This is a genomic window from Streptomyces sp. NPDC040589 (assembly GCF_055594445.1).
Map to the genome: position 1 here is coordinate 282,234 of NZ_JBVIWP010000002.1, position 26,150 is coordinate 308,383.

27 protein-coding genes and 3 pseudogenes are annotated in these 26,150 nt (G+C 73.1%); 16 read left to right on the plus strand and 14 right to left on the minus strand.

Annotated elements, in window-relative coordinates; genetic code table 11:
* Positions 1-108: 108 nt before the first annotated feature.
* The gene (locus ACZ58V_RS08305) at positions 109-1,158 is read right to left on the minus strand and encodes a LacI family DNA-binding transcriptional regulator (protein ID WP_468185141.1); all 1,050 of its coding nucleotides are present in this window, start codon (positions 1,156-1,158) and stop codon (positions 109-111) included.
* Between the two features lie 81 nt (positions 1,159-1,239).
* Positions 1,240-1,908, minus strand: a complete 669-nt coding sequence (locus tag ACZ58V_RS08310) for a TetR/AcrR family transcriptional regulator (RefSeq protein ID WP_471289017.1) — start codon at positions 1,906-1,908, stop codon at positions 1,240-1,242.
* 130 nt (positions 1,909-2,038) lie between these two features.
* On the opposite strand from ACZ58V_RS08310, the gene ACZ58V_RS08315 reads away from it, so the two are divergent.
* Positions 2,039-2,602, plus strand: a complete 564-nt coding sequence (locus tag ACZ58V_RS08315; RefSeq protein ID WP_468185136.1) for an NADPH-dependent FMN reductase — start codon at positions 2,039-2,041, stop codon at positions 2,600-2,602.
* 84 nt (positions 2,603-2,686) lie between these two features.
* On the opposite strand, the gene ACZ58V_RS08320 is transcribed toward ACZ58V_RS08315, so the two are convergent.
* The 4 genes from ACZ58V_RS08320 to ACZ58V_RS08335 are packed head-to-tail and all read right to left on the minus strand — an operon-like array spanning position 2,687 to position 7,446.
* Positions 2,687-3,811 (minus strand): XdhC family protein, encoded by a 1,125-nt coding sequence (locus ACZ58V_RS08320; RefSeq protein ID WP_471289018.1) that lies wholly within the window; start codon positions 3,809-3,811, stop codon positions 2,687-2,689.
* The gene (locus ACZ58V_RS08325) at positions 3,804-5,918 is read right to left on the minus strand and encodes a xanthine dehydrogenase family protein molybdopterin-binding subunit (protein ID WP_471289019.1); all 2,115 of its coding nucleotides are present in this window, start codon (positions 5,916-5,918) and stop codon (positions 3,804-3,806) included. Before ACZ58V_RS08325 ends, ACZ58V_RS08320 begins: the two co-directional genes overlap by 8 nt.
* A complete protein-coding gene (locus ACZ58V_RS08330; RefSeq protein ID WP_468185129.1) occupies positions 5,915-6,907 on the minus strand; it encodes an FAD binding domain-containing protein in 993 nt (330 codons plus the stop codon). Before ACZ58V_RS08330 ends, ACZ58V_RS08325 begins: the two co-directional genes overlap by 4 nt.
* Positions 6,904-7,446 carry a (2Fe-2S)-binding protein gene (locus ACZ58V_RS08335; RefSeq protein WP_432970564.1) on the minus strand — a complete coding sequence of 181 codons (543 nt, stop codon included), beginning with the start codon at positions 7,444-7,446 and terminating at the stop codon, positions 6,904-6,906. Before ACZ58V_RS08335 ends, ACZ58V_RS08330 begins: the two co-directional genes overlap by 4 nt.
* Positions 7,447-7,621: 175 nt before the next feature.
* Between ACZ58V_RS08335 and ACZ58V_RS08340 the strand changes: the two genes are divergently transcribed.
* A complete protein-coding gene (locus ACZ58V_RS08340; RefSeq protein ID WP_471289020.1) occupies positions 7,622-8,200 on the plus strand; it encodes a TetR/AcrR family transcriptional regulator in 579 nt (192 codons plus the stop codon).
* A 44-nt stretch (positions 8,201-8,244) separates the two neighbouring features.
* Here ACZ58V_RS08340 and ACZ58V_RS08345 read toward each other — a convergent pair whose 3' ends face one another.
* Positions 8,245-9,150 (minus strand): LysR family transcriptional regulator, encoded by a 906-nt coding sequence (locus ACZ58V_RS08345; RefSeq protein ID WP_468185123.1) that lies wholly within the window; start codon positions 9,148-9,150, stop codon positions 8,245-8,247.
* A 115-nt stretch (positions 9,151-9,265) separates the two neighbouring features.
* Here ACZ58V_RS08345 and ACZ58V_RS08350 point away from each other — a divergent pair, with 115 nt between their 5' ends.
* Positions 9,266-9,496 (plus strand): hypothetical protein, encoded by a 231-nt coding sequence (locus ACZ58V_RS08350; protein WP_184587521.1) that lies wholly within the window; start codon positions 9,266-9,268, stop codon positions 9,494-9,496.
* 4 nt (positions 9,497-9,500) lie between these two features.
* Here the strand turns inward: ACZ58V_RS08350 and ACZ58V_RS08355 are convergent, their stop codons facing one another.
* Positions 9,501-10,490: an ArsR/SmtB family transcription factor gene (locus ACZ58V_RS08355; protein WP_471289021.1), complete on the minus strand. Its 990-nt coding sequence runs from the start codon at positions 10,488-10,490 to the stop codon at positions 9,501-9,503.
* Positions 10,491-10,546: 56 nt separating this feature from the next.
* On the opposite strand from ACZ58V_RS08355, the gene ACZ58V_RS08360 reads away from it, so the two are divergent.
* The 5 genes and pseudogenes from ACZ58V_RS08360 (at position 10,547) to ACZ58V_RS08380 (ending at position 15,855) form a co-directional block, all read left to right on the plus strand.
* Positions 10,547-11,866: an MFS transporter gene (locus ACZ58V_RS08360; protein WP_468185118.1), complete on the plus strand. Its 1,320-nt coding sequence runs from the start codon at positions 10,547-10,549 to the stop codon at positions 11,864-11,866.
* Entirely contained in the window at positions 11,863-12,837 is a 975-nt protein-coding gene (locus ACZ58V_RS08365) for an alpha/beta hydrolase (RefSeq protein ID WP_468185116.1), read from the plus strand. The genes ACZ58V_RS08360 and ACZ58V_RS08365 overlap by 4 nt, the downstream gene beginning before the upstream one ends.
* A gap of 88 nt (positions 12,838-12,925) precedes the next feature.
* Positions 12,926-13,220 (plus strand): annotated as a pseudogene (locus ACZ58V_RS08370) (helix-turn-helix domain-containing protein); the annotation flags it as partial.
* Positions 13,221-13,654: 434 nt separating this feature from the next.
* Positions 13,655-14,437 (plus strand): annotated as a pseudogene (locus tag ACZ58V_RS08375) (helix-turn-helix domain-containing protein); the annotation flags it as partial.
* A 227-nt stretch (positions 14,438-14,664) separates the two neighbouring features.
* Complete coding sequence (locus ACZ58V_RS08380) at positions 14,665-15,855, plus strand: CaiB/BaiF CoA transferase family protein (protein WP_468185114.1); 1,191 nt, start codon at positions 14,665-14,667, stop codon at positions 15,853-15,855.
* A 22-nt stretch (positions 15,856-15,877) separates the two neighbouring features.
* Here the strand turns inward: ACZ58V_RS08380 and ACZ58V_RS08385 are convergent, their stop codons facing one another.
* The 3 genes from ACZ58V_RS08385 to ACZ58V_RS08395 form a co-directional block, all read right to left on the minus strand.
* A complete protein-coding gene (locus ACZ58V_RS08385; protein ID WP_468185112.1) occupies positions 15,878-16,867 on the minus strand; it encodes a TerC family protein in 990 nt (329 codons plus the stop codon).
* An 84-nt stretch (positions 16,868-16,951) separates the two neighbouring features.
* Entirely contained in the window at positions 16,952-17,596 is a 645-nt protein-coding gene (locus ACZ58V_RS08390) for a phosphoribosyltransferase (RefSeq protein ID WP_471289022.1), read from the minus strand.
* A gap of 104 nt (positions 17,597-17,700) precedes the next feature.
* A complete protein-coding gene (locus ACZ58V_RS08395; protein ID WP_468185106.1) occupies positions 17,701-18,357 on the minus strand; it encodes a dienelactone hydrolase family protein in 657 nt (218 codons plus the stop codon).
* A 163-nt stretch (positions 18,358-18,520) separates the two neighbouring features.
* On the opposite strand from ACZ58V_RS08395, the gene ACZ58V_RS08400 reads away from it, so the two are divergent.
* From ACZ58V_RS08400 to ACZ58V_RS08425, 6 genes and pseudogenes are all read left to right on the plus strand, one after another.
* Complete coding sequence (locus tag ACZ58V_RS08400; protein WP_471289023.1) at positions 18,521-19,516, plus strand: GlxA family transcriptional regulator; 996 nt, start codon at positions 18,521-18,523, stop codon at positions 19,514-19,516.
* Entirely contained in the window at positions 19,513-20,115 is a 603-nt protein-coding gene (locus ACZ58V_RS08405; RefSeq protein ID WP_468185101.1) for a DJ-1/PfpI family protein, read from the plus strand. The genes ACZ58V_RS08400 and ACZ58V_RS08405 overlap by 4 nt, the downstream gene beginning before the upstream one ends.
* Positions 20,116-20,169: 54 nt before the next feature.
* Positions 20,170-20,625 (plus strand): archease, encoded by a 456-nt coding sequence (locus ACZ58V_RS08410; protein WP_468185098.1) that lies wholly within the window; start codon positions 20,170-20,172, stop codon positions 20,623-20,625.
* Positions 20,626-20,674: 49 nt separating this feature from the next.
* Positions 20,675-21,781 carry a CapA family protein gene (locus ACZ58V_RS08415; RefSeq protein WP_471289025.1) on the plus strand — a complete coding sequence of 369 codons (1,107 nt, stop codon included), beginning with the start codon at positions 20,675-20,677 and terminating at the stop codon, positions 21,779-21,781.
* 84 nt (positions 21,782-21,865) lie between these two features.
* On the plus strand, positions 21,866-22,318 hold the full coding sequence (locus ACZ58V_RS08420) for a YbhB/YbcL family Raf kinase inhibitor-like protein (protein WP_468185094.1): 453 nt from the start codon (positions 21,866-21,868) through the stop codon (positions 22,316-22,318).
* 130 nt (positions 22,319-22,448) lie between these two features.
* Positions 22,449-23,697, plus strand: a pseudogene (locus ACZ58V_RS08425) (MFS transporter).
* 31 nt (positions 23,698-23,728) lie between these two features.
* Here ACZ58V_RS08425 and ACZ58V_RS08430 read toward each other — a convergent pair.
* Entirely contained in the window at positions 23,729-24,157 is a 429-nt protein-coding gene (locus ACZ58V_RS08430) for a VOC family protein (RefSeq protein WP_468185089.1), read from the minus strand.
* Positions 24,158-24,430: 273 nt separating this feature from the next.
* Between ACZ58V_RS08430 and ACZ58V_RS08435 the strand changes: the two genes are divergently transcribed.
* On the plus strand, positions 24,431-24,805 hold the full coding sequence (locus tag ACZ58V_RS08435) for an SH3 domain-containing protein (RefSeq protein ID WP_189722426.1): 375 nt from the start codon (positions 24,431-24,433) through the stop codon (positions 24,803-24,805).
* A 52-nt stretch (positions 24,806-24,857) separates the two neighbouring features.
* Complete coding sequence (locus ACZ58V_RS08440) at positions 24,858-25,235, plus strand: peptidase M23 (RefSeq protein WP_471289027.1); 378 nt, start codon at positions 24,858-24,860, stop codon at positions 25,233-25,235.
* Positions 25,236-25,305: 70 nt separating this feature from the next.
* Here the strand turns inward: ACZ58V_RS08440 and ACZ58V_RS08445 are convergent, their stop codons facing one another.
* Both ACZ58V_RS08445 and ACZ58V_RS08450 read right to left on the minus strand, forming a co-directional pair.
* The gene (locus ACZ58V_RS08445) at positions 25,306-25,653 is read right to left on the minus strand and encodes a hypothetical protein (protein WP_468185084.1); all 348 of its coding nucleotides are present in this window, start codon (positions 25,651-25,653) and stop codon (positions 25,306-25,308) included.
* Positions 25,654-25,694: 41 nt separating this feature from the next.
* On the minus strand, positions 25,695-26,144 hold the full coding sequence (locus ACZ58V_RS08450; RefSeq protein ID WP_468185081.1) for a hypothetical protein: 450 nt from the start codon (positions 26,142-26,144) through the stop codon (positions 25,695-25,697).
* Positions 26,145-26,150: the final 6 nt, after the last annotated feature.

Sequence of the window (26,150 nt, forward strand, 5' to 3'; positions counted from 1 at the left end):
ATTTTGTTGAGGATGCAACATCCTAGTCATGCACCTGGCGATGACCGGCATGCCGCCTGCCGGCCGGACAATTCCGGCCGCCTGCCGAGGAGTTGTCTTCCGGTCGGGTCAGCTCGAGTCGCGGTGCAGCACCGTCGCGCCCAGCACCTTGTGCGTCTCGGGCTCGGTCCCTGGTTTACGCACGGCGCGGTCGACCAGTTCGGCGAGTTCACGGCCGGAGGGCAGCTCCAGGTGGACCGTGCTCAGCCGCGGCCGCAGCAGCCGGCCGAGCATCAGATCGTCGGCGCCCACCACGGCCGTCTCCTCCGGGACGCGGATACCCTCGTCCTGCAGGGCCCGCATCAGCAGCATCGCGTACTCGTCGTTGTAGGTGAACACGGCGTCCAGGCCGAGCGTCCGCCAGCGGGCGGCGAGGCGCGCCGCGGCCTGCTCCTCGTAGGCGAGGGGCAGTTCGGTCACCGTGGCGTCGGTGCCGCGCAGCGACTGGCGCACACCGTCGAGCCGGGGCGCGGAGAACGCCTCGAGGCCGGCCTCCTGCGGGACAACGGCGCCGATCCGGCGGCGGCCGCGGTCGTAGAGGTGGGCGCCCGCGCTGTAGCCGACGACATCGTGGTCCATGAGCAGGGCGTGCGCGCCCTCGATGGTCTCGGGGCCGAGGGTGACCACGGCCCGGGCCCCGGAGCGCTTGAGCACCGCCACTCCTTGCGGACCGAGTCCGGAACCCGGCACCAGCACGGCCACGGGCCGCAGTTCGGCCCAGGCGCGGGCGGCGTCGTCGCCGTGCGGGCCTCCGGTGCCGTACTGCACCACCGTGTAGTCCAGGCCGCCGAGAGCGACCTGGAGATCGGTGAGGAAGCGGTTGTAGAGCGGGCCGACGGGGAAGGTCGGCGCGGGGATGAGGACCATGCGGCTGTGCCCGGCGCGCAAGGAGCGGGCCGCCGCGTGCGGCACGTACCCGAGTTCCTTCGCGGCCTCGTGGACCCGGCGGCGCGTGGGCTCGCTGATCCGTACGGCGCTGGTGTTGTTGAGGACGTAGGAGACGGTCGCGCGCGAGACGCCGGCCAGGCGGGCCACATCGGCGCTCGTGGGCACGGAGCGCATCGGTGCGGGGGACGGGGGCGCGGGCGTTTTCGGTATCTGCACCATGACGTACGGCATCTTGGCAGAAGCCTCAATGCGCGCTTCCGGCGGGGGAGTTGTGACGAAGCCGTGAGCGTTCACGGTGGGTGGCGGGCGCTCCTAGCGGGTGGATTCCGTGCCCGTCAGCCGGTCGACCAGGTCGGTCCACGCCTCCTCGAGGCGGGCCAGGGGTATCCCGCACTGCTTGGTCAGGTGGTGGATCAGGGCCGGGTCGAGCTGGCCCATCAGGGTGTGGGAGAGGAGTTCGCAGTCCGCGTCGGGGACCGCCTGCCGCAGGAGCATGGCCACGTGGTGGCGCAGTACCCGGCGGGCCGGGACGACGAAGCGGCGGTTCGCGCCCGGCTCGGCCGCCAGCTGCAGCTCCAGTTCGTCGACCGACCGGCGCAGCATCCCGTGGCCGAACGCCCGCAGCCGCTCCACGGGCGGCGCGCCGGGTCCGAGCGGCGGCGGGCCACTGAGGAACGCGGCCTGGAACTTCTTCTCGGAGTGGTCGAGCAGCGCCGTCAGCAGACCGGTGCGGTCGCCGAACCGGCGGAAGACCGTGCCCTTGCCGACGCAGGCCGCCGCGGCCACCGCCTCCATCGTGACGGCGTCCGCGCCGCGCTCCGCCACCAGCCGCCCGGCGGCCTCCAGCAGCCGGGCCCGGTTGCGCGCGGCGTCGGCCCGCAGGCACGGCTCGTCGGCCTCCGGGGCGTTCTCGAGCTGGAGCAGCTCGGGAAGGGCGACGGGCTCCTGAGGCGTCGGGAAGGGGGGCGGGGCGGTGGACATGAAGCCAGCGTAAAGCATCGGGAACAAAACTGGACCGCGGTCCGGTTAGGATGCTAGAACATTAAACGGACCTCGGTCCGGATCGTAACGGCTGTGTTTCGCAGCAGTCTTTCTCTACGTGGGAGTCACCATGTCTGTTCGCATCCTCGCGCTCGTCGGCAGCCTTCGCGCCGGGTCGCACAACCGCCAGCTCGCCGAGGCGGCCGTCAAGCTCGCCCCCGAGGGTGCCGAGGTGAACCTGTTCGAGGGCCTCGCCGAGATCCCCTTCTACAACGAGGACATCGACGTCGAGGGCAGCGTTCCGGCCGCCGCCGTGAAGCTGCGCGAGGCCGCCGACGCGGCCGACGGCCTGATCCTGTTCACGCCCGAGTACAACGGCACCATCCCGGCCGTCCTGAAGAACGCCATCGACTGGCTGTCCCGCCCGTACGGCGCCGGTGCTCTCAGCGGTCTGCCGGTCGCCGTGGTCGGCACCGCCTTCGGCCAGTTCGGCGGTGTCTGGGCCCACGACGAGACCCGCAAGTCCGTGGGTATCGCCGGCGCCAAGGTGCTGGAGGACGTCAAGCTGTCCATCCCCGGCTCGCTGACCCGCTTCGCCGAGACGCACCCGGCGGACGACGCCGAGGTCGCCGAGCAGCTGACCGAGGTCATCACCCGTCTGCACGGCCAGGCCACGGAGCCGGCCGCCGCCTGACCCGTCACGCGACCGGTGCGAGCGGTGCCGGGGAGGGGCCGCAGCCTTGCGGGCTGCGGCCCCTCCGGCATGTTCTCGACGGTGTCAGACCGCTTGGGGCAGCTGCTCGGCCCGGTGGATCGGGGTCCCCGAGCCGGTGAGCGGCAGACCCGTTCCGCCCCGCCGTGCCGCGACGATCTCCGCCGCGATGGACACGGCGGTCTCCTCGGGCGTACGAGCGCCCAGGTCGAGTCCGATCGGCGACCTCAGCCGGGCCAGCTCGCGCTCGCCGACGCCCGCTTCCCGCAGGCGCCGGTCGCGGTCCTGGTGGGTGCGGCGGGAGCCCATGGCACCGACGTAGGCGACCGGCAGTCGCAGGGCCTCCGTCAGCAGGGGCACGTCGAACTTCGCGTCGTGGGTGAGCACGCACAGCACCGTGCGTCCGTCGGTCTCCGTCGCCCGCAGATAGCGGTGGGGCCAGTCCACGACGATCTCGTCGGCGTCGGGGAAGCGGGCCCGGGTGGCGAAGACGGGGCGGGCGTCGCACACGGTGACGTGATGGCCGAGGAGCTTCCCCGCCCGGACCAGGGCCGCCGCGAAGTCGATCGCGCCGAAGACGATCATGCGGGGCGGCGGCACGGCCGACTCCACGAGCAGGGTGAGACCGCCCGGGCAGTGCGAGCCGTCCTCGGAGAGCTCGACCGTGCCCGTGCGGCCGTTGTCCAGCAGGGCGTGGGCCTGGCTGATCGCCGTGCGGTCCAGCTCCGGGGTGCCGCCGAGACCGCCTTCGTGCGAGCCGTCGGGGCGTACGAGCACCGCCCGGCCGAGGAGGTCGGCGGGCCCCCGGGCCACCCGGGCGAGAGCCACCGGCTCGCCACGGGCGGCCGCCGAGAGCGCGGCGGCCTGGGTCGCCCGGTCGCCGCCGAACGGGGTGATCATGATGTCGATGGTGCCGCCGCAGGTCAGACCCACGGCGAAGGCGTCCTCGTCGCTGTAGCCGAACCGCTCGACGAGCGTCTCGCCCTCCTGGAGGGCCTGGAGGCAGAGGTCGTACACGGCGCCTTCGACACAGCCCCCGGAGACCGAGCCGATGGCGACGCCGTCGGCGCAGACGGCCAGGGCGGCGCCGGGAGGGCGCGGGGCGCTGCCGCCGACGGCGACGACCGTGGCGACGGCGAACTCCCGGCCCTCCTCGATCCACTCGTGGAGCTGCCCGGCCAGGTCAAGCATCGCCGCCCGCCATCAGGACACGGTCGGGCCGGATCGGCAGGTTCCGGTGACGTACACCGGTCGCGTGCCACACGGCGTTGGCGACCGCCGCGGCGGCACCCACGATGCCGATCTCACCGATGCCCTTGATGCCCACCGGGTCGTCCGGGTCGGGGTCGTCGACCCAGTCGGCCTCGATGTGGGGCACGTCGGCGTGCGCGGCGACGTGGTAGCCCGCGAGGTCGGCGCCGTAGAGGCCGCCGCTGGCCCGGTCCCGTACGGCCTCCTCGTGCAGGGCCATGGAGATGCCCCAGGTCATGCCGCCGACGAACTGGTTGCGTGCGGTGAGCGGGTTGACGATCCGGCCGGCCGCGAAAATGCCCAGCATGCGGCGTACGCGGACCTCGCCGGTGGCCGGATCGACGGCGACCTCGGCGAACTGCGCCCCGAAGGAGTGCCGCTCCTTCTGGGCGAGGGCGCCGATGGCCTCGGTCGTGTCGGACCGTACGGTGATGCCCTCCGGCGGGATGTCGGCGCCCGGCGCGAGACTCCTGCGCAGCTCGTCGGCGGCGGCCGTGACGGCCCAGGCCCAGGAGCGGGTACCCATCGAGCCGCCGGCGATCATCGCCGGGCCGAGGTCGCTGTCCCCGATGCGTACCCGGACGCGGTCCGTCGCCACTTCCAGAGCGTCGGCGGCGACCAGCGTGAGCGCGGTCCTGGCGCCGGTGCCGATGTCAGCGGCGTTGATCCCCACCGTGAAGGTGCCGTCCGCCTCCGCGGTGACGGCCGCCGTGGAGGGCATGGCTCCGGCGGGGAAGGAGGCGGCGGCGGTGCCCGTGCCGAGCAGCCAGCGGCCGTCGCGGCGCACTCCGGGCCGCGGGTCCCGGTCCGCCCAGCCGAACCGGCGGGCGCCCTCCCGGAAGCAGGCGATCAGGTTGCGGCTGCCGAACGGCAGCCCGGACACCGGCCCCACCTCGGGCTCGTTGCGGATGCGCAGCTCGATCGGGTCGAGACCGCACCGCTCGGCGAGTTCGTCGAGCGCCGACTCCAGCGCGAACGAGCCCGGCGCCTCGCCCGGGGCGCGCATCCACGTCGGGGTCGGTACGTCGAGCCGCACGATCCGGCTGGCCGTGTGGTGGGCGTCGGCGGCGTACATCGACCGGCTCGCCGCGGCGCTCGGCTCGACGAACTCGTGCACGGCCGAGGTGAGGTTCAGGGACCGGTGGTCCAGCGCGCGCAGCCGCCCGTCCGCGTCCGCGCCGAGCCTGACCCGCTGGGCCGTGGGGCTGCGGTACCCGGCGAGCGAGAACATCTGCCGGCGGGTCATGACAACCCTGACCGGGCGCTGCAGAACGGTCGCGGCCATCACGGCGCCCACCTGGTGGGCCCGGACACCCTTGCTGCCGAAGCCGCCGCCGACATGCTCGGACCGCACCCGCACGGAGGCCGGGTCGAGGGAGAACAGGTTGGCGAGCTCGCCGGCGACCCAGATGGTGCCCTGGTTGGAGTCGACGACCTCGAGCCGGCCGCCCTCCCAACGGGCCGTCGCCGCGTGCGGCTCCATCGGGTTGTGGTGTTCCTCCGGAGTGGTGTACTCCGCGTCCAGCACGACGGCGGACGCCGCGAGCTCGGCCTCCAGGTCGCCCTTCTCGACCACGCCCGGCATGTGGCCGTCGAGCGCGTACGCCTCGGTCTGCCGCTCGGCGGAGAAGGCGACGTCGTGCGGCTCCTGGTCGTAGTGGACCTGGAGGGACTCGGCGGCCTCCCGGGCCTGTTCGGACGTCTCGGCGACGACCAGTGCCACCGGCCAGCCCAGGTGGGCCACCCGGTCGTGCTGGAAGAGGGCGATGCTCGGGTCCGGGGCCATGCCCATCAGCCCCACGTAGTCGGTGTCGACGCGCGGGGCGTTCTGGTGGTGGAGCACGGTGAGGACGCCGGGCATCGCGAGCACGGCCTCGGTGTCCAGGGCGCGGACGCGGCCGCGGGCGACGGTGGACAGCACCAGCCAGCCGTGGGCGAGTTCGGCGAACGGGATCTCACCGGCGTAGCGGGCCGCTCCGGTGACCTTGTCGCGGCCCTCCACGCGGGTGTGCGCGGAGCCGACGGATCCCCTGGTGGCGGTGGTCATCGGGCGGCCTCCTCGGCGAGTTCGCTCAGCACGGCGACGACGAGGTTGCGCATCAGGGTCACCTTGTATCCGTTGTGGGGCAGGGGCCTGGCGGCGGCCAGTTCGAGCTCAGCGGCGGCCGCGAAGGTCTCGGCGTCGGCGGGTGCGCCGAGCAGGACGCCCTCGGCCGCGCGGGCCCGCCAAGGCCGGGAGGCGACGGCCCCGAAGGCCAGGCGCACGTCGTGCACGACGCCGTCCCGGACGTCGAGCGCGGCGGCGATCGAGCCGATGGCGAAGGCGTACGAGGCGCGCTCGCGGACCTTGCGGTAGCGGGAGTGGGCCGCGACCGGCGCTGGCGGCAGGGTGACGCCGGTGATCAGCGCTCCCGGCGGCAGTGCGGTCTCCAGGTGCGGGGTCTCCCCCACCGGCAGGTAGAAGTCGGCGAGCGGCACCTCCCCCGGCCCGTCAGCCGTCTCGTACGACACGGTCGCGTCGAAGGCGGCCAGGGCCACGCCCATGTCGGAGGGATGGGTGGCCACGCAGTGGTCGGAGGCGCCGAGGACGGCGTGGTTGTGGTGCTCGCCCTCGATCGCGGGGCAACCGCTGCCCGGGGTGCGCTTGTTGCAGGGGGCGCTGACGTCGGCGAAGTAGCCGCAGCGGGTGCGCTGGAGCAGGTTGCCGCCGACGGTGGCCATGTTGCGCAGCTGCCCGGAGGCACCGGCCAGTACGGCCTGTGCCAACGCCGGGTAGCGGCGCCGCACTTCTGGGTGCGCCGCGAGGTCGCTGTTGGTGACGGTGGCCCCGATGCGCAGCCCGCCGTCCTCGGTGGGCTCGACGCGGTTCAGGGGCAGTTCGCGTACGTCGACGAGGAGGGCGGGCCTCTCGACGCCGGTCTTCATCAGGTCGACCAGGTTGGTGCCGCCTCCCAGGAAGCGGGCTTCCCCCTCGCCTTCGAGCAGCGCCACGGCGCCGGAGACGTCGTACGCCCGCTGGTAGCCGAACTCCCTCATACCGCCGCCCCCTTGGACTCGGCGGCCCGGGCCACGGCCTGGACGATCGACACGTACGCGCCGCAGCGGCAGAGGTTGCCGCTCATGCGCTCCCGTATCTCCTCCGGCGTCAGGGGTGGTGGCCCCGCCTCGGGTCGTACGTCGTCGGTGGCCGCGCTCGGCCAGCCGGCGGCGTGCTCCTCGATCATCGCGATGGCCGAACAGATCTGTCCCGGCGTGCAGTAGCCGCACTGGTAGCCGTCCAGTTCGAGGAACGCCTGCTGCACCGGGTGCAGTCGGTCGCCCTCGGCCACGCCTTCGATGGTGGTGATCTCGCGCCCTTCGGCCGCCACGGCCAGCTGCAGACAGGCGACGCTCCGGCGGCCGTCGACCAGGACGGTGCAGGCGCCGCACTGCCCCTGATCACAGCCTTTTTTCGTGCCGGTCATATCGAGTCGTTCGCGCAGGGCGTCGAGCAGCGTGGTGCGGTGGTCGACGGTCAGCGTGTACTTCTCGCCGTTGACGGACAGGGTGAGGTCGCTGGACGTCGATGGGGGCATGGAAGCCTTCTCTCTCAGTGTCGCGAGGCCAGGAGGCAGGGGCGCGGGCTGTCCGCGCGGACGGCACACCGATACGATGGAGCAAGCGGACAGTTGTCCGTTACCCGGAAACGTAACGGACAACTGTCCGCTTAACAAGGGCCGAGTTTCGGCCATGGGATCGCGAGGAGGGCTAGTGCGGCAGAAGAAGGACGCTCCCCTGCGCTCGGACGCGCAGCGCAATCGCGAGCGCATCCTGGAAGTGGCACTGGTCGAACTGACGCGTTCGGCGGATGCTCCGCTGAGCTCGATCGCCAAGAAGGCGTGCGTCGGGCAGGGGACCTTCTACCGCCACTTCCCCAGCCGTGAGGCACTCGTCCTGGAGATCTACCGCCACGAGATGCAACAGGTCGCCGACATCGCAGCGCCCCTGCTCGAGAGCCGGGAACCCGACCGGGCGCTGCGCGAGTGGATGGACCGGCTCGCGCGGTTCGCGATGACCAAGGCGGGCTTGGCCGACGCCATCCGCCAGGCCACGAGCGCACCGGGGCAGCCCACGAAGCCGGGACACACGCCGGTGACGGAGGCGGCCGAACTGTTGCTCCGCGCCGCGGAGCAGGCCGGCACCATCCGCCCGGGGATCACCGCGGACGATCTCTTCCTCACGATCGGCGGCCTCTGGACGATCGACCCCCACACCGACTGGCAACCGCGCGCCACCCGGCTACTGGACCTGGTCATGGACGCGCTGCGGGTGGGGGCGCCGGGGCGCTGAGAGCCCGCCCTTCAGGCGATCCCTGACGCATGCAATGCGGGCGGTCAGGCGACCGCCGTAGGAGCCAGTTCGCGCAGCTCCCGCAGGGCCGCCGCGACCGCCGGGCGGGCGTGGCCGCCGCCGCGGGTGCAGGTCAGGAGCTTGCGGTGGGGGTTGCCTGCGCAGCGGACCCGGGTGATCGGGAGGTGCGGGGTCAGGTGGGCCAGGCGCGGGACGAGGGCGACGCCGAGCCGGTGGGCGACGAGGTGGGCGGTGACGTTCCAGTCGAGGGCGTGGTGGACGACGTCGGGGGTGAACCCCGCCGCGCCGCAGGCGGACAGGACGTGCGGACGACAGGGGCTGTCCTCCACCGGCGCGATCCACGCCTCGCGCGCCGCCTCGGCGAGATCGACCCGGGCCCGCCCGGCGAGCCGGTGGCCTTCGGGGACGACCAGGTCGAACGGGTCGTCCAGCAGCGGCTGCTGGTCGAACCGCGTGTCGCTCAGCGGCGGGTTGAGCGGGGTGGCCTCGACGATCGCCAGGTCGGTCTGCCCCTCGAAGAGCAGGTCGAAGCTCTCCGGGACACCCACCTCGGCGATCCGTACGGACAGGCGCGGATGCCGCTCGCCCAGCCGGGCCGCCATCGGGGCCAGCAGCACCGAGATGGCCACGGGGAAACCGGTCACGCGCAGCACCCCGGAGGGCGCTCCGTGGTCGGCCCGTAGATCGAGTTCGGCCAGGTCCCAGCGGGCCTGGATGGCGTCGGCGTGCGCCAGCAGGCTCTCGGCGGACGGGGTGAGGCGCACCCCGCGCCCCTGGGGCTCCAGCAGTTCGACGTCCAGGTCGCGGGCGAGCTGCCGGATCTGCTGGGAGGCGGCGGACGGAGTGAAGTGCAGGGCCCGGGCGGCGGCGGTGACCGTGCCGTAGTGGGAGACGGCCCTGAGGACGTGCAGCCTGCGCAGGTCAATCATGTAGACCAGGCTTCACAATGTCGTCCACAAAGTCAACCTGGACGTGTACGGAGATCTCGACGCACCCTGGCTGTGTCGCGACGGTCAACCAGCCACGACGTACGAGGAGTCAGTCATGACCAGCACCCATGCCACCGCCTGCCCGCACTGCGGCTGGCCGGACGGAGGCGAGCCGTTCCAGGTGCTGTCCCGGCACACCACCGCCACGGGCCGCACGGAGTGGACGCGCTGCGGCTGCGGCTCACTGCAGGTCCGGGTCGTCGACGGCTGCGGGACCCGCGTCGTCTCCCGCAGCGGGCCGGCCTCCGGCTCCGCTCCGGCGCGCTCGGGCACGGCGAGCCGCTGAGCGCTCAGGACCCGCCGCACAGCGCCAGCCGCTCCCCCAGCGCGCTGCGCCGGTAGAGCACACGGCGACCGTCGCGGGCCCGGGTGACCAGGCCCGTCGCGTGCAGGACACGCAGGTGCTGGGACACGGCGCTCGGGGTCACACCCAGGCGCCGGGCCAGCTCCACCGTCGGGAGGGGCTCGGCCAGCAGCCGCAGCAGCGTGGTGCGGGGCGCGCCGAGCAGGGCCGCGAGGGCGGGGGCGTCCGGCTCGGGTTCCGGCTCCCACAGGGTCCCCGCGCCCCGGCTCGGGTAGGCGAGCATCGGCGGTTCCGCGGCGCTGACCGGGGGCGCCGGCTGGTGCGCGAACAGGGAGGGGATCAGGCGCAGGCCCCGCCCCGAGCCGTCCACTTGGTGGCGTCCGCGCATCCGGTCGATCCGCAGGACACCGTCGTCCTCCCAGCGCAGGTTGCGGTGCAGGTCGGAGAAGAGCAGCCGGGCGCCGCCGGTGGCCAGCTGCCGTGCCCGGTGGGTGATGTCGGCCTCCAGGACGAGCCGCATCCGGGGCCAGGACGGCAGCAGCGCCGACTCCCAGTAGCGGCGCAGGAGTGCGCACAGCTCCTCCAGCAGCTCCGCGACCGGCGCGTCACCGGGCGCGGTGACCGCCCGCAGGACGTCCGGCAGGGGCCGCGGCGCGTGGGCGGCGAGCAGATCACGGCGTACGGCCTCCGCAGGTGTGGCGCGTACGACGGTGAGCTGCTCGTCGAAGGTGGGCGCGAAGGACGTCGGCCTCGGGGTCAGGAAGTCGGGCAGGGCCAGGGTGTCCCCCACCAGGGCGGCCAGCAGCCGGGCGTCGGCCGGGTCGAGTCCCTGGAGCACGGCGGCGCGCCACCGCACGTGCAGCGGGTAGAGGCCGGGGGCGCGCAGGGCGCGCAGGCTGCCCATCACCTCGCGCAGGGGCGAGATCGCGAAGCGGGTGTCGGCGAGGTCCTCGACGTCGAGCCGGAAGCTGATCATTAAGGCCCCCGCTACATCCTTTGGCAACCGCCCGGCCATGGCGTGGACTTCGGCCCATGACGGATCACGACCACCGGCAGCGTACAGCGCACCCGGGCGCGAGCCCCCGGCTGATCCTGGTGCTGGCCCTCGTCTGCGGCGCGGCCGTGGGCAACGTGTACTTCCCGCAGGCCGTCAGCCCGTTGGTGGCATCCGGCCTGCACGTCTCGCCCGACGCGGCCGCCGCCGTCGTCACCGCGACCCAGTTCGGCTACGCGGCCGGGATCTGCCTGCTCGTCCCCCTCGGCGACCGCCTCCCGCACCGTCCGCTGCTGGTCACGCTCCTCACGGTCACCGGCTTCGGGCTGCTCGCCGCGAGCGCCGCGCCGGGGCTGGTGCCGCTGGTGGGGGCCAGTGCCCTGGTGGGGGTGACGACGGTGGTCGCGCCGCTCGCCGGTCCGCTCGCGGCCCGTCTGGTGCCGAAGGAACGGCTCGGCGTCACCGGCGGCACACTGCTGAGCGGCTCCCTCGCGGGCATGCTGCTGTCGCGCACCGTCGGCGGTGCCCTCGGTGACCGGCTGGGCTGGCGGGCGCCGTACGTCCTGGCCGCCGTGCTGTCCCTGGCGGTGGCCGCCCTGTCGGCCCGCCTCCTGCCACGGACGACCCCGCCCTCCGCCCAGCGCTACGCGGCGCTCCTCGCCGAGCCGCTGCGTCTGCTGCGCACGGAACCCGGGCTGCGCCGCTCCTGCCTGTACCAGGCCCTGGTGTTCGCCGGTTTCTCCGCCGTGTGGACAGGGGTGGCCCCGCTGCTCACGGGTCCGGAGTACGGCATGGGTGCGGGGGCCGTGGGACTGCTCGCCCTGGTCAACGCGGTGACCATGGTGTGCACGCCCGTCGCGGGCCGCCAGGTCGACCGGCGCGGGCCGGACGCGGTCAACCGGGTGTGCTTCCTGGTGGTGGGCGCCTCGGCCGCGGTGCTGGCGCTGGGCGGTCTCGGCGGTGCGGTGGGGGTGGCGGCCCTGGTCGTGGGCACGCTGCTGCTCGATGTCGGCATGCAGTCCGGGATGGTGGCCAACCAGGTGCGGATCCAGGCGCTGCGGGCCGAGGTGCGCAGCCGGCTCACCACCGCGTACATGACCTGCGCGTATCTTGGTGGCGCCGTCGGCTCGTGGCTGGGCATGCGTGCGTACGGCCGCTTCGGGTGGCCGGGCGTGTGCGTGCTGGTAGCCGCGCTCACCGCGGTCGCCGTCACCCGTCACATGAGCGCCACCCGACGCCGGAGCGCCACCCGCCGTACGGCGGGCAGGTTCCGCCGCTCGGCGGCGTCCGCGACCCGGGCGGCGGGACCCACCATGGCAGCACGAGCCGCCGTGACCTCGCGTGAGGAGACGCCATGACGCACGTTCCGCCACCGTTCGACCCCGAACTCGCCGGGGCCCTGGAGCTGATCAAGGACATGATCAGCCCGGGTCTCACGCCGGACCAGATCGCCGAGGTGCGCCAAGGCCCGGGCATAGAGCTGCTGGCCGAGCTGGACCTGACGATGGGCGGGACGTTCGAGGTGGAGGACCGGCAGGTGCCCGGGCCGCAGGGCGAGCCCGACATCTCGCTGCTGATCTGCCGGCCGGCCGCCCCGGCGACCGCCGGGGCTCGGCCCGTCCTCTACCACGTGCACGGCGGCGGCATGGTCATAGGGAACAACCGGGTCGGGGTCGACGTCCCGCTGGCGTGGGCGCAGGCGCTGGACGCGGTCGTGGTGTCCGTGGAGTACCGGCTGGCGCCGGAGCATCCGCATCCCGCGCCGGTCGAGGACGTGTACGCCGGGCTGCTGTGGACGGCCGACCACGCCGCCGAGCTCGGCGCCGACCCCGAGCGGATCGTCATCGCGGGTGCGAGCGCGGGCGGCGGGCTGTGCGCGGCCCTGGCCCTGCTCACCCGGGACCGCAAGGGGCCCCAGCCGATCGGGCAGGTCCTGATGTGCCCGATGCTCGACGACCGCAACGACACACCGTCGACGTACCAGATGGCGGGCCTCGGGGTGTGGGACCGCACCGCCAACGAGACCGGCTGGACCGCGCTGCTGGGCCCGCGGCGCGGCGGGCCCGACGTACCGGCGTACGCGGCGCCGGCCCGTGCCGAGGACCTGACCGGGTTGCCCCCGGCCTTCCTCGACGTCGGCTCGGCGGAGACCTTCCGCGACGAGGTCGTCGCCTACGCCTCGCGTATCTGGCAGGCCGGTGGAGTGGCCGAACTGCACGTATGGCCGGGCGGCTTCCACGGCTTCGACGGTTTCGCACCCCAGGCGGCGCTGTCCCAGTCGGCCCGGGCGGCGCACGTGAACTGGCTGCGGAGGCTTCTGAACGGGTGACGGCAGGGCTTCCGCGGCACCCGGCCCCGGCCCGGTTCCGGACAGCGGCGTCTCCTCGGCCGGCAGCCGCATGGCGCACCATAGGCCTATGAAAGAGCTGGCCGGACGCCTGACCGCGCTCGACCCGGATGCCGGTGCGGCGGTCCGGGTCATCGCCTACTTCGATCGCCTGGCCGAATCCAGGGCCGGTGTCGAGGCACTCGTACGCGGCGCCGCCGTACTGTCCGGCTGCCCGGCCCGGCTGGTGGACCCCGAGCGGCGCGTCCACGTCCGAGTAGAGCCCGACGGCACACGACAGGACACCGAAACACCACCGAACCCCACCTGGCCCTCCGCCCGACTGACCCCGAACGGCCCCGCGATCCTGTGGCTGGAACGCGGCGGGACGGAGCGTGACGGGGACGCCGTGGTGGGGGCCGGGCCCGGCGGAGGTGCCGCGGAGCGGGTCGGGGTGACACCCGGCCGGGTCGTCATGGAGCAGGCCGGAGCCGAACCCGGCACGGCCGACACGGAGGTCACCGGGGTCACACCCATCCGGGTCGATGCGGCGCAGGCCGGGGCCGCACCCGGCCGGGTCGTCACGAAGCAGGACGGGGCAGAACCCGGCACGGGCACTGCGGAGCATGCCGGGCCAGCGCCCGGCCAAGCCATCGCGGGGGACACCGGGGCCACACCCAGCCAGGTCGACGCGAAGCAAGCCGGCGCCGCACCCGGCGTGGCCATGGTCGTCACGAAGCAGGGCCGGGCAGAACCGGGTGTGGTCATCGCGGAGGACACCGGGACGGCACCCGGCCAGGTCGTCGCGAAGCAGACCGGAGCCGCACCCGGCACCGTCGTCGCGGAGTCCGCCGCGCCCGCGCTCAGTGTCGTCGACGCGGTGATACTCGAGCGCGCCGCCGCTGCTCTGCGGCTCGTTCTCGACCGTACTCGTGGCCGGGCCCCGGCCGATGACCCGGCGTTGGTCGAGACCCTCCTCGACGCCACGGCCCCGGAGCAGGCCCGCCTGTACGCCGCCCGTCGGCTCGGCCTGGACGCCACGGCACCGGCGCGGGTTCTCGCTCCGTTGAACAACCGGCCGCTGGTCGTATCCGGCGGGAGGGAAGGCGCCTCGCACGGGGGTCCGGACGTCGCGGAGTCCCGCCCGGCTTCCCCGGATGCCCGCTTCGCTGCCGGCCGGCTCGGCGTCGGGCCCGCCGTGCCCGTGCTCGAACTGCCCCGGTCATGGGCGGAGGCCCGTACCGCCCTGCGGTTCACCTCCGAGGGCACCCCGCAGGACCCCGGGCCGCGGGTCGTGTACGCCGATGAGCTGGGCGGGATCGCCATGCTCGCCGACCTCGTCGTACCCGGCGCCGAGCCGCCGCCCGACGTCCGTGCCCTGGAAACGGCCGCGGCGACCACGCCCTGGTTGCCGGCCACTGTGCACGCGGTCGCGTCCACAGCGAGCCTGCGGGCGGCCGCCGCGGCGATCAACGTCCATCACTCCACACTCCAGGACCGGCTGACGCACGCGGAGCACCTGCTCGGCTGGCCGGTACGCACCCCGCAGGGCCGGCTCCGGCTCCAACTGGCCCTGGCCATGCGGCGCCTGGCCCGCCCTTAGGGCCTGTGGTTCGGACCACGCCGCAGACGCGGGGCGGCGCTGACACCGTGCGGCCGGTTCCCTGCGACCTGACCCGAACGACAAGCCCTGACCGACCGGCCGCGCGGGGCCACCCCGTCGTGATACGCCCCGTCGTGATCCAGATCGCGCCCATGGCCCGTGCCACGGCCCGCCGCCCGGGAGAGACTGTCCGGGCGCCGTCCGTACGAGGTTCAGGAGCATGAGGCATGAGCGTGCAGCGCTATCCCCTGTCCGGGGTCACGGTGGTCAGTGTGGAGCAGGCCGTGGCCGCGCCCTACGCCACCCGGCAGCTCGCCGACCTCGGCGCTCGTGTGATCAAGGTCGAGCGGCCGGGCGGCGGCGACTTCGCCCGCCGTTACGACACGACCGTGCACGGCCACTCCAGCTATTTCGTGTGGCTCAACCGGTCCAAGGAGTCCCTCACACTGGACCTCAAGGACCCACGCGGCCGGGAGATCCTGCACGACCTCCTCGACGGCGCCGACGTGTTCGTGCAGAACCTCGCCCCGGGCGCCGCCGGCCGGCTCGGCCTGGACGCGGCCACCGTCACTAGCCACCGTCCCGGCCTGATCCCGTGCACGATCTCCGGCTGGGGCACGACCGGCCCCTGGGCCGACCGCAAGGCCTACGACCTGCTCGTCCAGTGCCAGACCGGGCTGGTGTCCCTGACGGGAACCCCCGAGGGCACCGCCCGGACCGGGATCTCCGTGGCCGACATCGCCGCCGGGATGTACGCCTACAGCGGCGTCCTCACCGCCCTGTACACCCGCGCCACCACCGGCGAGGCCCACCCCGTGGAGGTGTCCCTGTTCGAGGCGCTCGCGGAGTGGATGGGCCAGCCCGCCTACTACACCCGGCACGGCGGCACCCAGCCCCCGCGCCTCGGCACCCAGCACGCCACCATCGCGCCGTACGGGACGTACCCGGCCGCCGACGGCAAGGAGGTGCTGTTCTCCATCCAGAACGAGCGGGAATGGGCGGCCCTGTGCGCGGAGTTCCTCGGCCGGCCGGAGCTGGTCGACGATCCGCGCTTCGCCACCGCCTCCGACCGCGTCGCCCACCGCGAGGAGCTCGACACCGTCGTCGCCGGCCGTTTCGCCCGCTCCGGCTCCGACGAGATCCTCAAGGACCTGGAGCGCATCGGCATCGCCTGCGCCGGGGTCAACGACGTCGCCGCGTTCCTGGACCACCCCGTGCTGGCCGACCGCGGCCGCTGGGCCGAGGTCGCGGTGCCGGGCGCCACCGTCGAGGCCCTGCTCCCGCCCGCCGACCTCGCGGGCCTGCCCGCCCGCATGGACCCCGTACCGGCGGTCGGCGAACACACCCGGGCGATCCTCACCGAACTGGGCCGCACCGACGAGGAGGTGTCAGCCCTGCGCGCGGACGGCGTCGTCTGACGCACCGGACCCCTGGGAGGACCTACCGGGACTCGGCGGCCCGCCGCGCCGCCTCCTCCGCCTCCTCGGCCTCCTGCTTCTTCGAGGCCCGCAGGCTGGTGATCGTCGTGACGGTCAGGACCAGCACGATGAAGCCCAGCGAGAAGGGGATGCTGATCTCCGGCACATGGACGCCCGACTCGTGCAGGGCGTGCAGCACCAGTTTGACGCCGATGAAGCCGAGGATGATCGACAGGCCGTAGGAGAGGTGGACCAGCTTCTTCAGCAGGCCACCGATGAGGAAGTACAGCTGGCGCAGGCCCATCAGGGCGAAGGCGTTCGCGGTGAACACGATGTACGGGTCCTGCGTCAGGCCGTAGATCGCGGGGATGGAATCGAGGGCGAACAGCACGTCGGTGGAGCCGATCGCGAGCATCACGACCAGCATCGGGGTCATGATCCGCTTGCCGTTCTCGGTGATGAACAGCTTCGTGCCGTGGTAGCGGTCGGCCACGCCGAAGCGCTCCTCCGCCATCTTCAGCAGCTTGTTCTCCTGGTACTCCTCCTCGTGCTGGTCCTTGCGCGCGTCCTGGACCAGCTTCCACGCGGTCCAGATCAGGAAGGCGCCGAAGATGTAGAACACCCAGGAGAAGGCGGAGATGATCGCCGCGCCGGCCGCGATGAAGACGGCCCGCAGCACCAGGGCCATCAGCACGCCGACCATCAGCACCCGCTGCTGGTACTGCGAGGGCACCGCGAACTTCCCCATGATCAGGACGAACACGAAGAGGTTGTCCACGCTCAGCGACTTCTCGGTGATGTACCCGGCGAAGAACTCACCCGTGGGCCCGCTCCCACCGAAGTACCAGAGCCCCAGCCCGAACAGCACGGCCAGGACGATCCACACCACCGTCCACGTCCCGGCTTCCTTGATCGACACGTCGTGGGGCTTGCGGCCGACGAAGAAGTCGACGGCGACGAGCACGCACAGGGCTGCCACGGTCAGCAGCCATAGGGAGAGCGAGACGTTCACTGTTGCTCCTGATACAGGTGTGGGGTTGGGACATCGTTGTCCGTTGTGGCTGCTTTCCGCCACACCCGTCCGGTGAACAATTGGTCAAAGCTGCACGTGGAGCGCCTCCAGGACGTCCTGGTCCGTCAGCTGGTCGAAGTTCTCGTACCAGAGGCCCACGGCCATGAACGCGGCCGGCTGGTGCAGGCAGAGCACCTCGTCGGCCTCCGCGCGCATCAGCTCCGCCGCCTCCGGCGAGCACACCGGCGCCGCCAGCACCACCCGTGCGGGCGCCTGACGGCGTACGGAACGCAGCGCGGCGCGGGCCGTGGAACCGGTCGCCAGGCCGTCGTCGACGACGATCACCGTCCGTCCGCGCAGGTCGGGCGCGGCGTGGCCCTGCCGATACAGCCGCTCGCGGCGGCGCAGTTCCGCGCGCTCCCGTTCGATGACGGGGGCGAGGTCGGCCACGCCGAGGCCCAGGTGACGCAGGGCGTCCTCGTCGAGGAGCGGCACCTCGTCCCCGGCCATGGCGCCGACGCCGTACTCCTCCTGGAAGGGCGCCCCGATCTTCCGTACGACGAGCACGTCGAGCGGGGCGTCCAGCGCCGCCGCGACCTCGCTCGCCACGGCGACCCCGCCGCGGGGCAGGGCGAGGACGAGCGGTCGGGGCAGGGCCCCCGCGTCCTGCCGGGCGCGCAGCTTCTCGGCCAGTTCCCGGCCTGCCTGCCGGCGATCGCGGAACCGCATGACGGTCACCTCTGCTTCCCGCACGGAGAGGGCCCTCGGCCGGCCCGGCCTCCGCGTACCCCCTGCCCGGCGGACAACGCACCGGCGGCCAGGTCCGGCCGGTGTCAGCCCGCCGTGGTGCTCAGTCGCTCGTCGCACCACTGCCGGGCCGCCTCGGTGACCCGGTCCAGCGTGCCCGGCTCCTCGAACAGATGGGTGGCGCCGGGCACCACGTGGAGGGTGTGCGGGGCGTTCAGCCGCCGGGCCGCTTCCTCGTTGAGCCGCAGCACGTGCTGGTCCCGGCCGCCCACGATGAGCAGCACCGGGACCCCGACGGCGGCCAGGGCGTCGCCCGCCAGGTCGGGCCGGCCGCCGCGCGAGACGACCGCCACGACCCGGCCGGGCCGTTCGGCGGCGGCGACCAGGGCCGCGCCCGCGCCGGTACTGGCGCCGAACAGCACGACGGGCAGGTTCTGGGTGCCGTACCACTGCTCCAGCCAGTCGATGGCGGCCACCAGCCGGCGTCCCAGCAGGGGGATGTCGAAGCGGAGTTCGGCGGTGCGCAGGTCCTGCCGTTCCTCCTCCTCGGTGAGCAGGTCGATCAGCAGGGTGCCGAGTCCGGCGGTGCGCAGGCCGGCGGCGACCTCGCGGTTGCGGGGGCTGTGCCGGGAGCTTCCGCTGCCGTGCGCGAACAGCACGACCGCGCGGGCGTCCGGCGGCAGGTTCAGATCACCGGTGAGCGCGGCGCCGCCAGCGGGCACGGTGACCGTCTGGGTGATCATCGGAGGTCTCCTCTCCCCCGGTTCCTTCGGTATCCCCCGGTTCCCTCGGTGGGTCCTGCCGTCCGCCTACCCACGCCACGGCAGGCGTCCCGCGTGCGGCATGGCGCGATCTGTGGGATGCGTGTCGTTGACGCCATGACCCGGACGCATGGAGCGTGGACATGTGACTCCACGTCGTATCGTCTTCGTCGTTTTCGACGGCTTCCAGCCGCTGGATCTCACCGGCCCGCACGAGGTGTTCCACAGCGCGGGCGACTACGCCTGCGAGGTCGTGGCGTCCCGGCCGGGACCGGTCAGGTCGGCCGGCGGGCTGCTTGTGCACGCCTCGCACGGCGTGGCGGACCTCGACCCGGCCGCGACGGACACCCTGGTGGTGGTCGGTGGCCAGGGTGTCGACCGGGCCCGGGAGGACGCGGCGCTGGTCTCCTGGATCGCCGCCGCCGCGGCCGGTGCCCGGCGCGTCGCCTCGGTGTGCAGCGGGGTGTTCCTGCTGGCGGCAGCGGGGCTGCTGGACGGGCGGCGGGTCACCACACACTGGGCCCGGGAGGAGCAGCTGATCCGGGAGCATCCCGAGGTGCGCGTGGACTGCGACCCGATCTTCGTGCGGGACGGGCGGGTGTGGACCTCGGCCGGGGTGACCTCCGGCATGGACCTGGCGCTCGCCCTGGTGGAGGACGACCTGGGCCGGGACGTCACGCACGCGGTGGCCCGCCGGCTGGTGCTGTTCCTGCGCCGTCCGGGCGGCCAGTCTCAGTTCAGCGTGGCGCTCTGGTCGCGGCAGCCGGCGACGGACCCGGTGCGGGCCGCCGTCGGGGCGATCCACGCCGACCCGGGAGCCCGGCACGACATCGCCGCCCTCGCCGCGCATGCCGGGCTGAGCCCGCGTCACCTCCAGCGCCGCTTCACCGCCGAGCTGGGCGTGCCGCCCGCCACGTATGTCGAGCGGGTGCGCGTGGAGGCCGCCCGGCGCGCGCTGACCGAGGGGGACGAACCGGTCGAGGCGATCGCCCGCCGCTGCGGCTTCGCCACGGCCGAGACCCTGCGCCGCACGTTCCACCGCCGGCTCGGCGTCGCGCCGTCGGACTACCGCGCCCGGTTCCGCTCCACCACGGGACCCGCCGGCGCCCACCACGTCCCGGAGGAAGGGGAAACCGTATGACGACGTACGGACTGCTGGTCTTCGAGGAAGCCGAGGAGCTCGACTTCGTGGGGCCCTGGGAGGTCTTCAACGTCTCCGCCCGACTGCGCGACGGCGCCGACACGGCGGTGCTCGTCGCCGAACATCCCGGCCCGGTGCGCTGCAACAAGGGCCTGCGCGTGCTGCCCGACCACACCCTCGACGACCATCCGCCCCTGGACGTGCTGCACGTACCGGGCGGGCGGGGCGCGCGTGAGGTCCAGCTGCACAACCCGGTGGTCACCGACTGGATCGGGAGGACGGCGGAGCGGGCCGCCTGGGTGCACGGCGTGTGCACCGGCACCTTCCTGCTCCATGAGGCGGGTCCCGCCCGTGGGCGCCGGGTGGCCACCCACTGGAGCCAGGAGGACACCCTCGAGGCTCGGGGCGACGTGACGGTCGTCCGGGACGTCCGCTATGTCGTGGACGGCAATCTGGTCACCAGCCAGGGTGTCTCGGCGGGCATCGACAGCGCGCTGTGGCTCGTCGGCCGGCTGCACGGCCGGGATCACGCGCGGGCCGTGCGCCGCTACATCCAGTACGACCCGGCTCCGCCGTATCTCGCGGACGAGCCCCTCTGACGGCTGCGGCGACCGGCGTTGCATGGGTGGGCCGGTGTCGGGCAAGCGCAGTTCATGGGCGGTGACACGGGCGACGGCGGGCAGGGACGGCAGCCGGGCGAATGCGGGCACCGGGCGGTGCCGCATCCTGGTGACGTCCGGATCGAGGCGTGGGCGGCGTGCAGGGAGCACTGTCTGGCGGAGGCCGTGCTGGCGTTGGTGGAGTGCTTCGCGGACGTCTCCGGGGTGCGGGCCACCGCCGTGGACCGGGTGCGACTGGCCGAGGCCAGCGACGACGATCTGCTGGCCACGCTGCTGGACGAGGTCATCTTCCGGTGGGAGGAGTACGGCCAGGTGCCCGTGGACGTGGAGGCGGACGAGGCCGACGGCGGCCTGGACGTGCGGCTGGCGGTCATCGGGCTCGCGGACGTGGAGATCACCGGGTCGGTCCCGACGGCGGTGGCGTGGGAGGAGCTGCGGATCGGGCCGGATCCGTACGGGTGGTCGTGTGCGGTGAGGGTCGACGCCTGAGCTGCCTGGGCGGGCTGTGCGACCTGAGCGGCCGTCCTACCGTGGAGGTGTGGTCGGCGGCATCGTGACGCTGTTCCTGTGCGGTGACGTGATGCTCGGGCGCGGCGTGGACCAGATCCTGGCGCACCCCTGTGACCCGGCACTGCGGGAGGCGTACGTCGAGGACGCGCGGTCCTACGTCCGGCTGGCGGAGTCGGCGCACGGTCCGGTGCCCGCGCCCGTCCCGCCCTGCTGGCCGTGGGGCGAGGCGCTGCGCGTGCTGGACGAGTCCGCTCCGGACGCCCGGATCGTGAACCTGGAGACGTCGGTGACGAGCGGCGACACGTTCGCGCCGGACAAGGAGATCCACTACCGGATGCACCCGGCCAACCTGCCGGCCCTGGCCGTGGCCCGGCCCGATGTGACCGTCCTCGCCAACAACCACGTCCTGGACTTCGGCCGTCCGGGCCTGTCGGAGACCCTGGACGCGCTGGCCGGGGCGGGCCTGCGGACGGCGGGCGCGGGGCGGGCCGCCGACGAGGCGTACGCACCCGCCGCGGTCCCCCTCCCGGGTGGCAGCCGGCTGCTGGTGTTCGCCCTCGGGGCACGCTCCAGCGGGATCCCCTCCGGCTGGGCGGCGACGGCGGAGCTGCCGGGGGTCGCGTACGTGCCCGCGCTCTCGCCCCTCGCGGCCGACGCAGTGGTGCGGCACGTCCGGCGGGCCGGACGGGCCGGTGATCTCACCGTGGTGTCCGTGCACTGGGGCTCGAACTGGGGTTTCCGCGTGCCCCGGGAACAGGTCCGCTTCGCGCACGCCCTGGTGGACGGCGGTGCCGACGTCGTCCACGGGCACTCCTCGCACCACCCCCGCCCGCTGGAGGTCTACCGGGACCGGCTGATCCTCTACGGCTGCGGCGACTTCGTCGACGACTACGAGGGCATCTCCGGCTACGAGGAGTACCGCGACGACCTGCGGCTCGCCTTCCTCGTCGCGGTCGAGGCGGACAGCGGACGGCTGGCCGGGCTGCGCATGGTGCCGCTGCGGGCGCGGCGGATGCGACTGGAGCACGCGTCCGGGGCGGACCGAGCCTGGCTGCGGACGACGCTCGACCGGATCAGCGGCGGGGTGAGCGTGAGGCTGGAACCCGACGGATCACTGGCGCTGGCCGGCGGATGATCCGGTGACCGCTCAACCGGCCGTGTGGCCCGGCGATCGGTCCGAACTCGCATGTCCGGGTCCCGCAGGGGTACCCCGGGCCACATGACCGGCATCGAACTCAGCAGTAACGCGTTCAACGACCACTCCTTCATCGCGCGCCGGTACTCGTACGAGGGACCGAACGTCTCCCCGCCGCTGGCCTGGAGCGGCGTACCGGACGACGCGGCGGAGCTGCTCCTGCTCTGCGAGGACCCCGACGCCCCGTCGGGCACCTTCGCGCACTGGGTCGTGGTCGGCATCGACCCGCACAGCGACGGCGTCGAGGCCGGGCACGTCCCGCCGGGCGGCACGGAGCTCGTCAACAGCTACGGGCAGCAGGGCTGGGGCGGCCCGCATCCACCGCCGGGTGACGACGCCCATCACTACTTCTTCCGGCTGTACGCCCTGTCCGAACCGTGCGTCCTGCCCGACGCGCCCGGCGCGGAGCAGGTGCACCAGGAGGTCGAGCGGCGCCGGCTCGCGGACGGGACGCTGGTGGGGCTGTACCAGCGCTGACCCGCTGAGGCACAACGGTTGGTTGTGGCTCGGGTGACGGACGGTTGTTTGCTCGCCCGGCCCGGTCCTCGCTTGGATGGCTCCCGGTCAACACCGGGTTGTCCGCGGGAGCTGGGAGTGTGCGCCGGGTATGGCGGGCAGACGGTCGCTGGGGCGGCGGTTCGGGTGGTTGTGGGGTGCGTACGCGGTCAGCACGGCCGGGACCTGGCTCGCGTTCGACGCGTTCGCCCTGATCGCGGTCCTCGCGCTGCACGCCGGTCCGGCGCAGGTGGCGCTGCTGGCCGCGGTGGGACCGGCGGTCGGCGCGGTGGTGTCGGTGCCGCTCGGGCCGTGGGCGGAGGTCCGCCGCAAACGGCCGGTGATGATCGCGACGGACCTGGTCCGGTGCGTGGTACTGCTGAGCATCCCCGTGGCGTTCGCGCTGGGCCGGCTGAGCTTCGGTCAGTTGCTGCTGGTGTCGGTGGCCGTCGCGGCGGCCGACATCACCTTCAACGCGGCGGCCGGGGCGTTTGTGAAGGACTTGGTGCCCCGGCGGGACCTGCTCGTCGCGAACGGGCGGTTCGAGGCGACGAACTGGACCGCGAGCATGGTCGGGCCGCCGCTGGGCGGGGCCGCGATCGGGCTGTTCGGCCCGGTGACGAGCGTGGTGGCGAACGCGGTGAGCTATCATCGGGGCGATCGGCGGCGGCGAGAAACCCCCTGCCCGGCCCCTTTCCACCGAGGCCCGGCCCCGGGCGGGCGACCTGCTCGACGGCTGGCGATACATCCTGGCCGATCCGGGCCTGCGCCCGCTGTTCTTCCACACGGTCCTGTTCAACGCCCTGGTCATGGCGGCCTCGCCACCGCTGCTGGTCCTGATGGTCGACCACCTCAGCTTCGCCCCTTGGCAGTACGCCCTCGCGTTCGCGGTGCCCTGCACCGGCGGCCTGCTCGGCTCCCGGCTGGCGCCACGGCTCGTCGCGCGGTTCGGCCGGCACCGGGTCCTGCGCACGGCCGGCGTGCTGCGGGCGGGCTGGCCGCTCGGACTGGCCTTCGTCAGCCCCGGCGCGGCCGGGCTGGCGCTGGTCATGGTGGTCGAGTTCGGGCTGATCACCTGCTGCGCCGTGTTCAACCCGGTGTTCGCCACGTACCGCCTCGACCGCACCCCCGCGGGCCGGGTCACCCGCACCCTTTCCGCCTGGTCGGCCACCGGCAAGGCCACCCTCGCGGCCGTGACCGCGCTATGGGGCCTCCTGGCGGGCCTGACCGGCCCCCGCACGGCCATCGCCCTCGCCGGTGCCCTCCTTCTCGCCACTCCGTTCCTGCTCCCCCTCCGGGACCGGACACCGGACATCGGCCCCGAGCCGACTCGCCTGCCGCTCAAGGCGGACGGCGGTTGACCGGGGCCGACAGGGTGGTTTCCGGGCCGGCTCAGACCGCCCCGGGCACGTCCTCCGTGACGCCGTTCAGCGGGGAGGACGGGTCGGCGCCGTACGGGCGGGTGATGATCTCCAGGCCGTGGCCCGCCGGGTCGAGGAAGTAGACGCCCCGGCCCCCGTCGTGGCGGTTGATCCGGCGCGGTTGATTGCCGTGCGGGTCGGCCTGGATGGGGATCCGGGCCGCGACGAGACGGGCGAGGGCCTCGTCGAACTCTTCCTCGGAGACGAGGAACGCGTAGTGCTGCAGGGGAATGTCGGCGTCGATGGTGAGAAAGTCCAGCGTGACGCCGTTGGCGGTCGTCACCGGCAGGAACACTCCGGCCGGTGCCCCGACCTCGAGTCCCAGGATCTCCGCGAGAAAACGAGCGGACTTCTCCCGGTCTCGGGACAGGACGATGGTGTGATTGAACTCGACTGACACTGGTCAATGCCTCCACGGGCATCTCCGCGGCGCCTCCATGCCTCACCCGGCCGGTGACCGGCACGCGAAGCCGCGCCGTGGATCGTAGACAGAGGTGGTGAGGGGCGTCGAGCGGTTTTCGGCCGCATCCGGCAGGGTGGCCGAACGCCCTCGTCCCCACCGTCCCGGACGACCCTGACAATTGTCAGGGACCGCGTCGCCCCAGGTCTCCCTACAGTGCTGAGCGTCGGCCACGAGCCGCACCGCTGCACATCAGTTCAGGGGGAACTCGACATGTCCACTCGCATCTTCGCCAGGGCCGCGCTCGTCGGCGCCGGGGCGCTCGCGCTGCTCGGCCCGCTCACCGCGGGAACCGCCGCGGCGTCGGCCGCCGGCCAGGAGGGCGTTGCCCGCGTCAAGGCGGCGCCCTACGCGGTCGTGCCCTACGAGAACGTCAACGTCCGCTACGGGCCGGGCACTTCCTACGGCAAGATCACCACGAGCCCTGCGGGGCAGCCGCTCGGCGCCTACTGCTGGACCCGTGGCGAGCGCATCACCGACAACGGCTACAGCAACGACGTCTGGGTGAAGCTCCTGGAGGGCTACGTCAGCGCCGTGTACCTCAAGGGCAACGAGTACGGCGACCTGCCGTCCTCGGCGCGCTGCTGACCCGGACCATGACCACTTCCGACCACATCCACGTCCTACGGGGGACAGACACATGAAGCGACTGATCAGCCGTACCACCATGGGCCTCGCCGCCGTCGCGCTCACCGTCGGCGCGCTCGCCGGCACCGCCCACGCGGCGCCTGCCGCCGTGGCCAACAACGGCGACCCGACCCTCACCGACGTCTACATCTGGGCCACCGACGTCAATCTGCGCCAGCAGCCGACCACCGACTCCCCGCGTCTCGCGGTCCGTTCGAAGTGGTGGGCGGACGCCGTGTGCCAGACGCAGGGCCAGCGGGTGCACGACCCGGCCGTGGGCACCAACAACTGGTGGACCGCCGTCATGGAGTTCTCGGGCAGCGACATCGCCTGGGTGAACAACCTGTACATCCGGGGCGGCGAGAAGATCGCCGGAGTCCCGGACTGCTGACGCACCGTCCGCTCCACACGCCTGCGGCGGGTCACCGGGAGACCGGTGACCCGCCGCGGGCTCGTGCCGGTCAGCAGTAGCCCATCGGGCCCATGTCCGTGTAGAAGACGTAGTCGACCTTGACCCACCCGGTGACATTGCCCCGGTGGGCCGTCAGGTAGATCCAGTGGCCGTCGCCGTTCCAGCAGTGCGCGGTGAACGTCTCGCGGAAGTACCCCTGGCCGTGGATCGTGCCGTCCACCGGCCTGCTGCGGATGTTGACGCCGTCACCGAGGAAGTAGCCGCCCCGGGACTGTACTTGCTGGGTGGACGTGCCCGAATCAGGCGCCTGCTCCTGGGCGTTGGCGGTGACGGGGGACAGCACCAGGGCCGCGCCCGCCAGGGCGAGACATGCGGCGCGCCGGATGTGTCTGCGCATGACTGACTCCTTCTTGTCGTCCTGTGTGGTGCGGGTGCGGCTCAGTACCAGCCGGTCGAGGTCAGGTCGTGGCCGTCGCACGAGAGCAGCGCGCGCGAGACGCGGCCGTTGAGGTTGTTGCCCATCTGCGTGTAGGCGTAGTTGATGCCGGAGTCGACGGTCTCGGAGACCCATCCGTCGACCCGTCCCGCGCCACTGTCGGATCGCTGCAGCACGGCCGCGCAGCCGGGCCGGGAACTCTCGATCCGGGCGAAGGAACCGCACTTGTCGGAGTAGAAGTACTTCAGGGCCATGCCTTCGGCGTACTTGGTGGGCCCGATCTGCCGGAACGAGCCCGAGCAGAAGGAGGTGGTGGGGTACTGCCCCTCCATCCCGTAGGCCCCGTAGTTGCCGCCCGAGTACGGCGCGGCCTGGGCGGAGGTGGGGAGGAGCGCCATCACCGCGGCGGCGCCCCCGGCGGCCAGCAGTGTCCTGAGCGATCGGCGGCTCATGAGCTC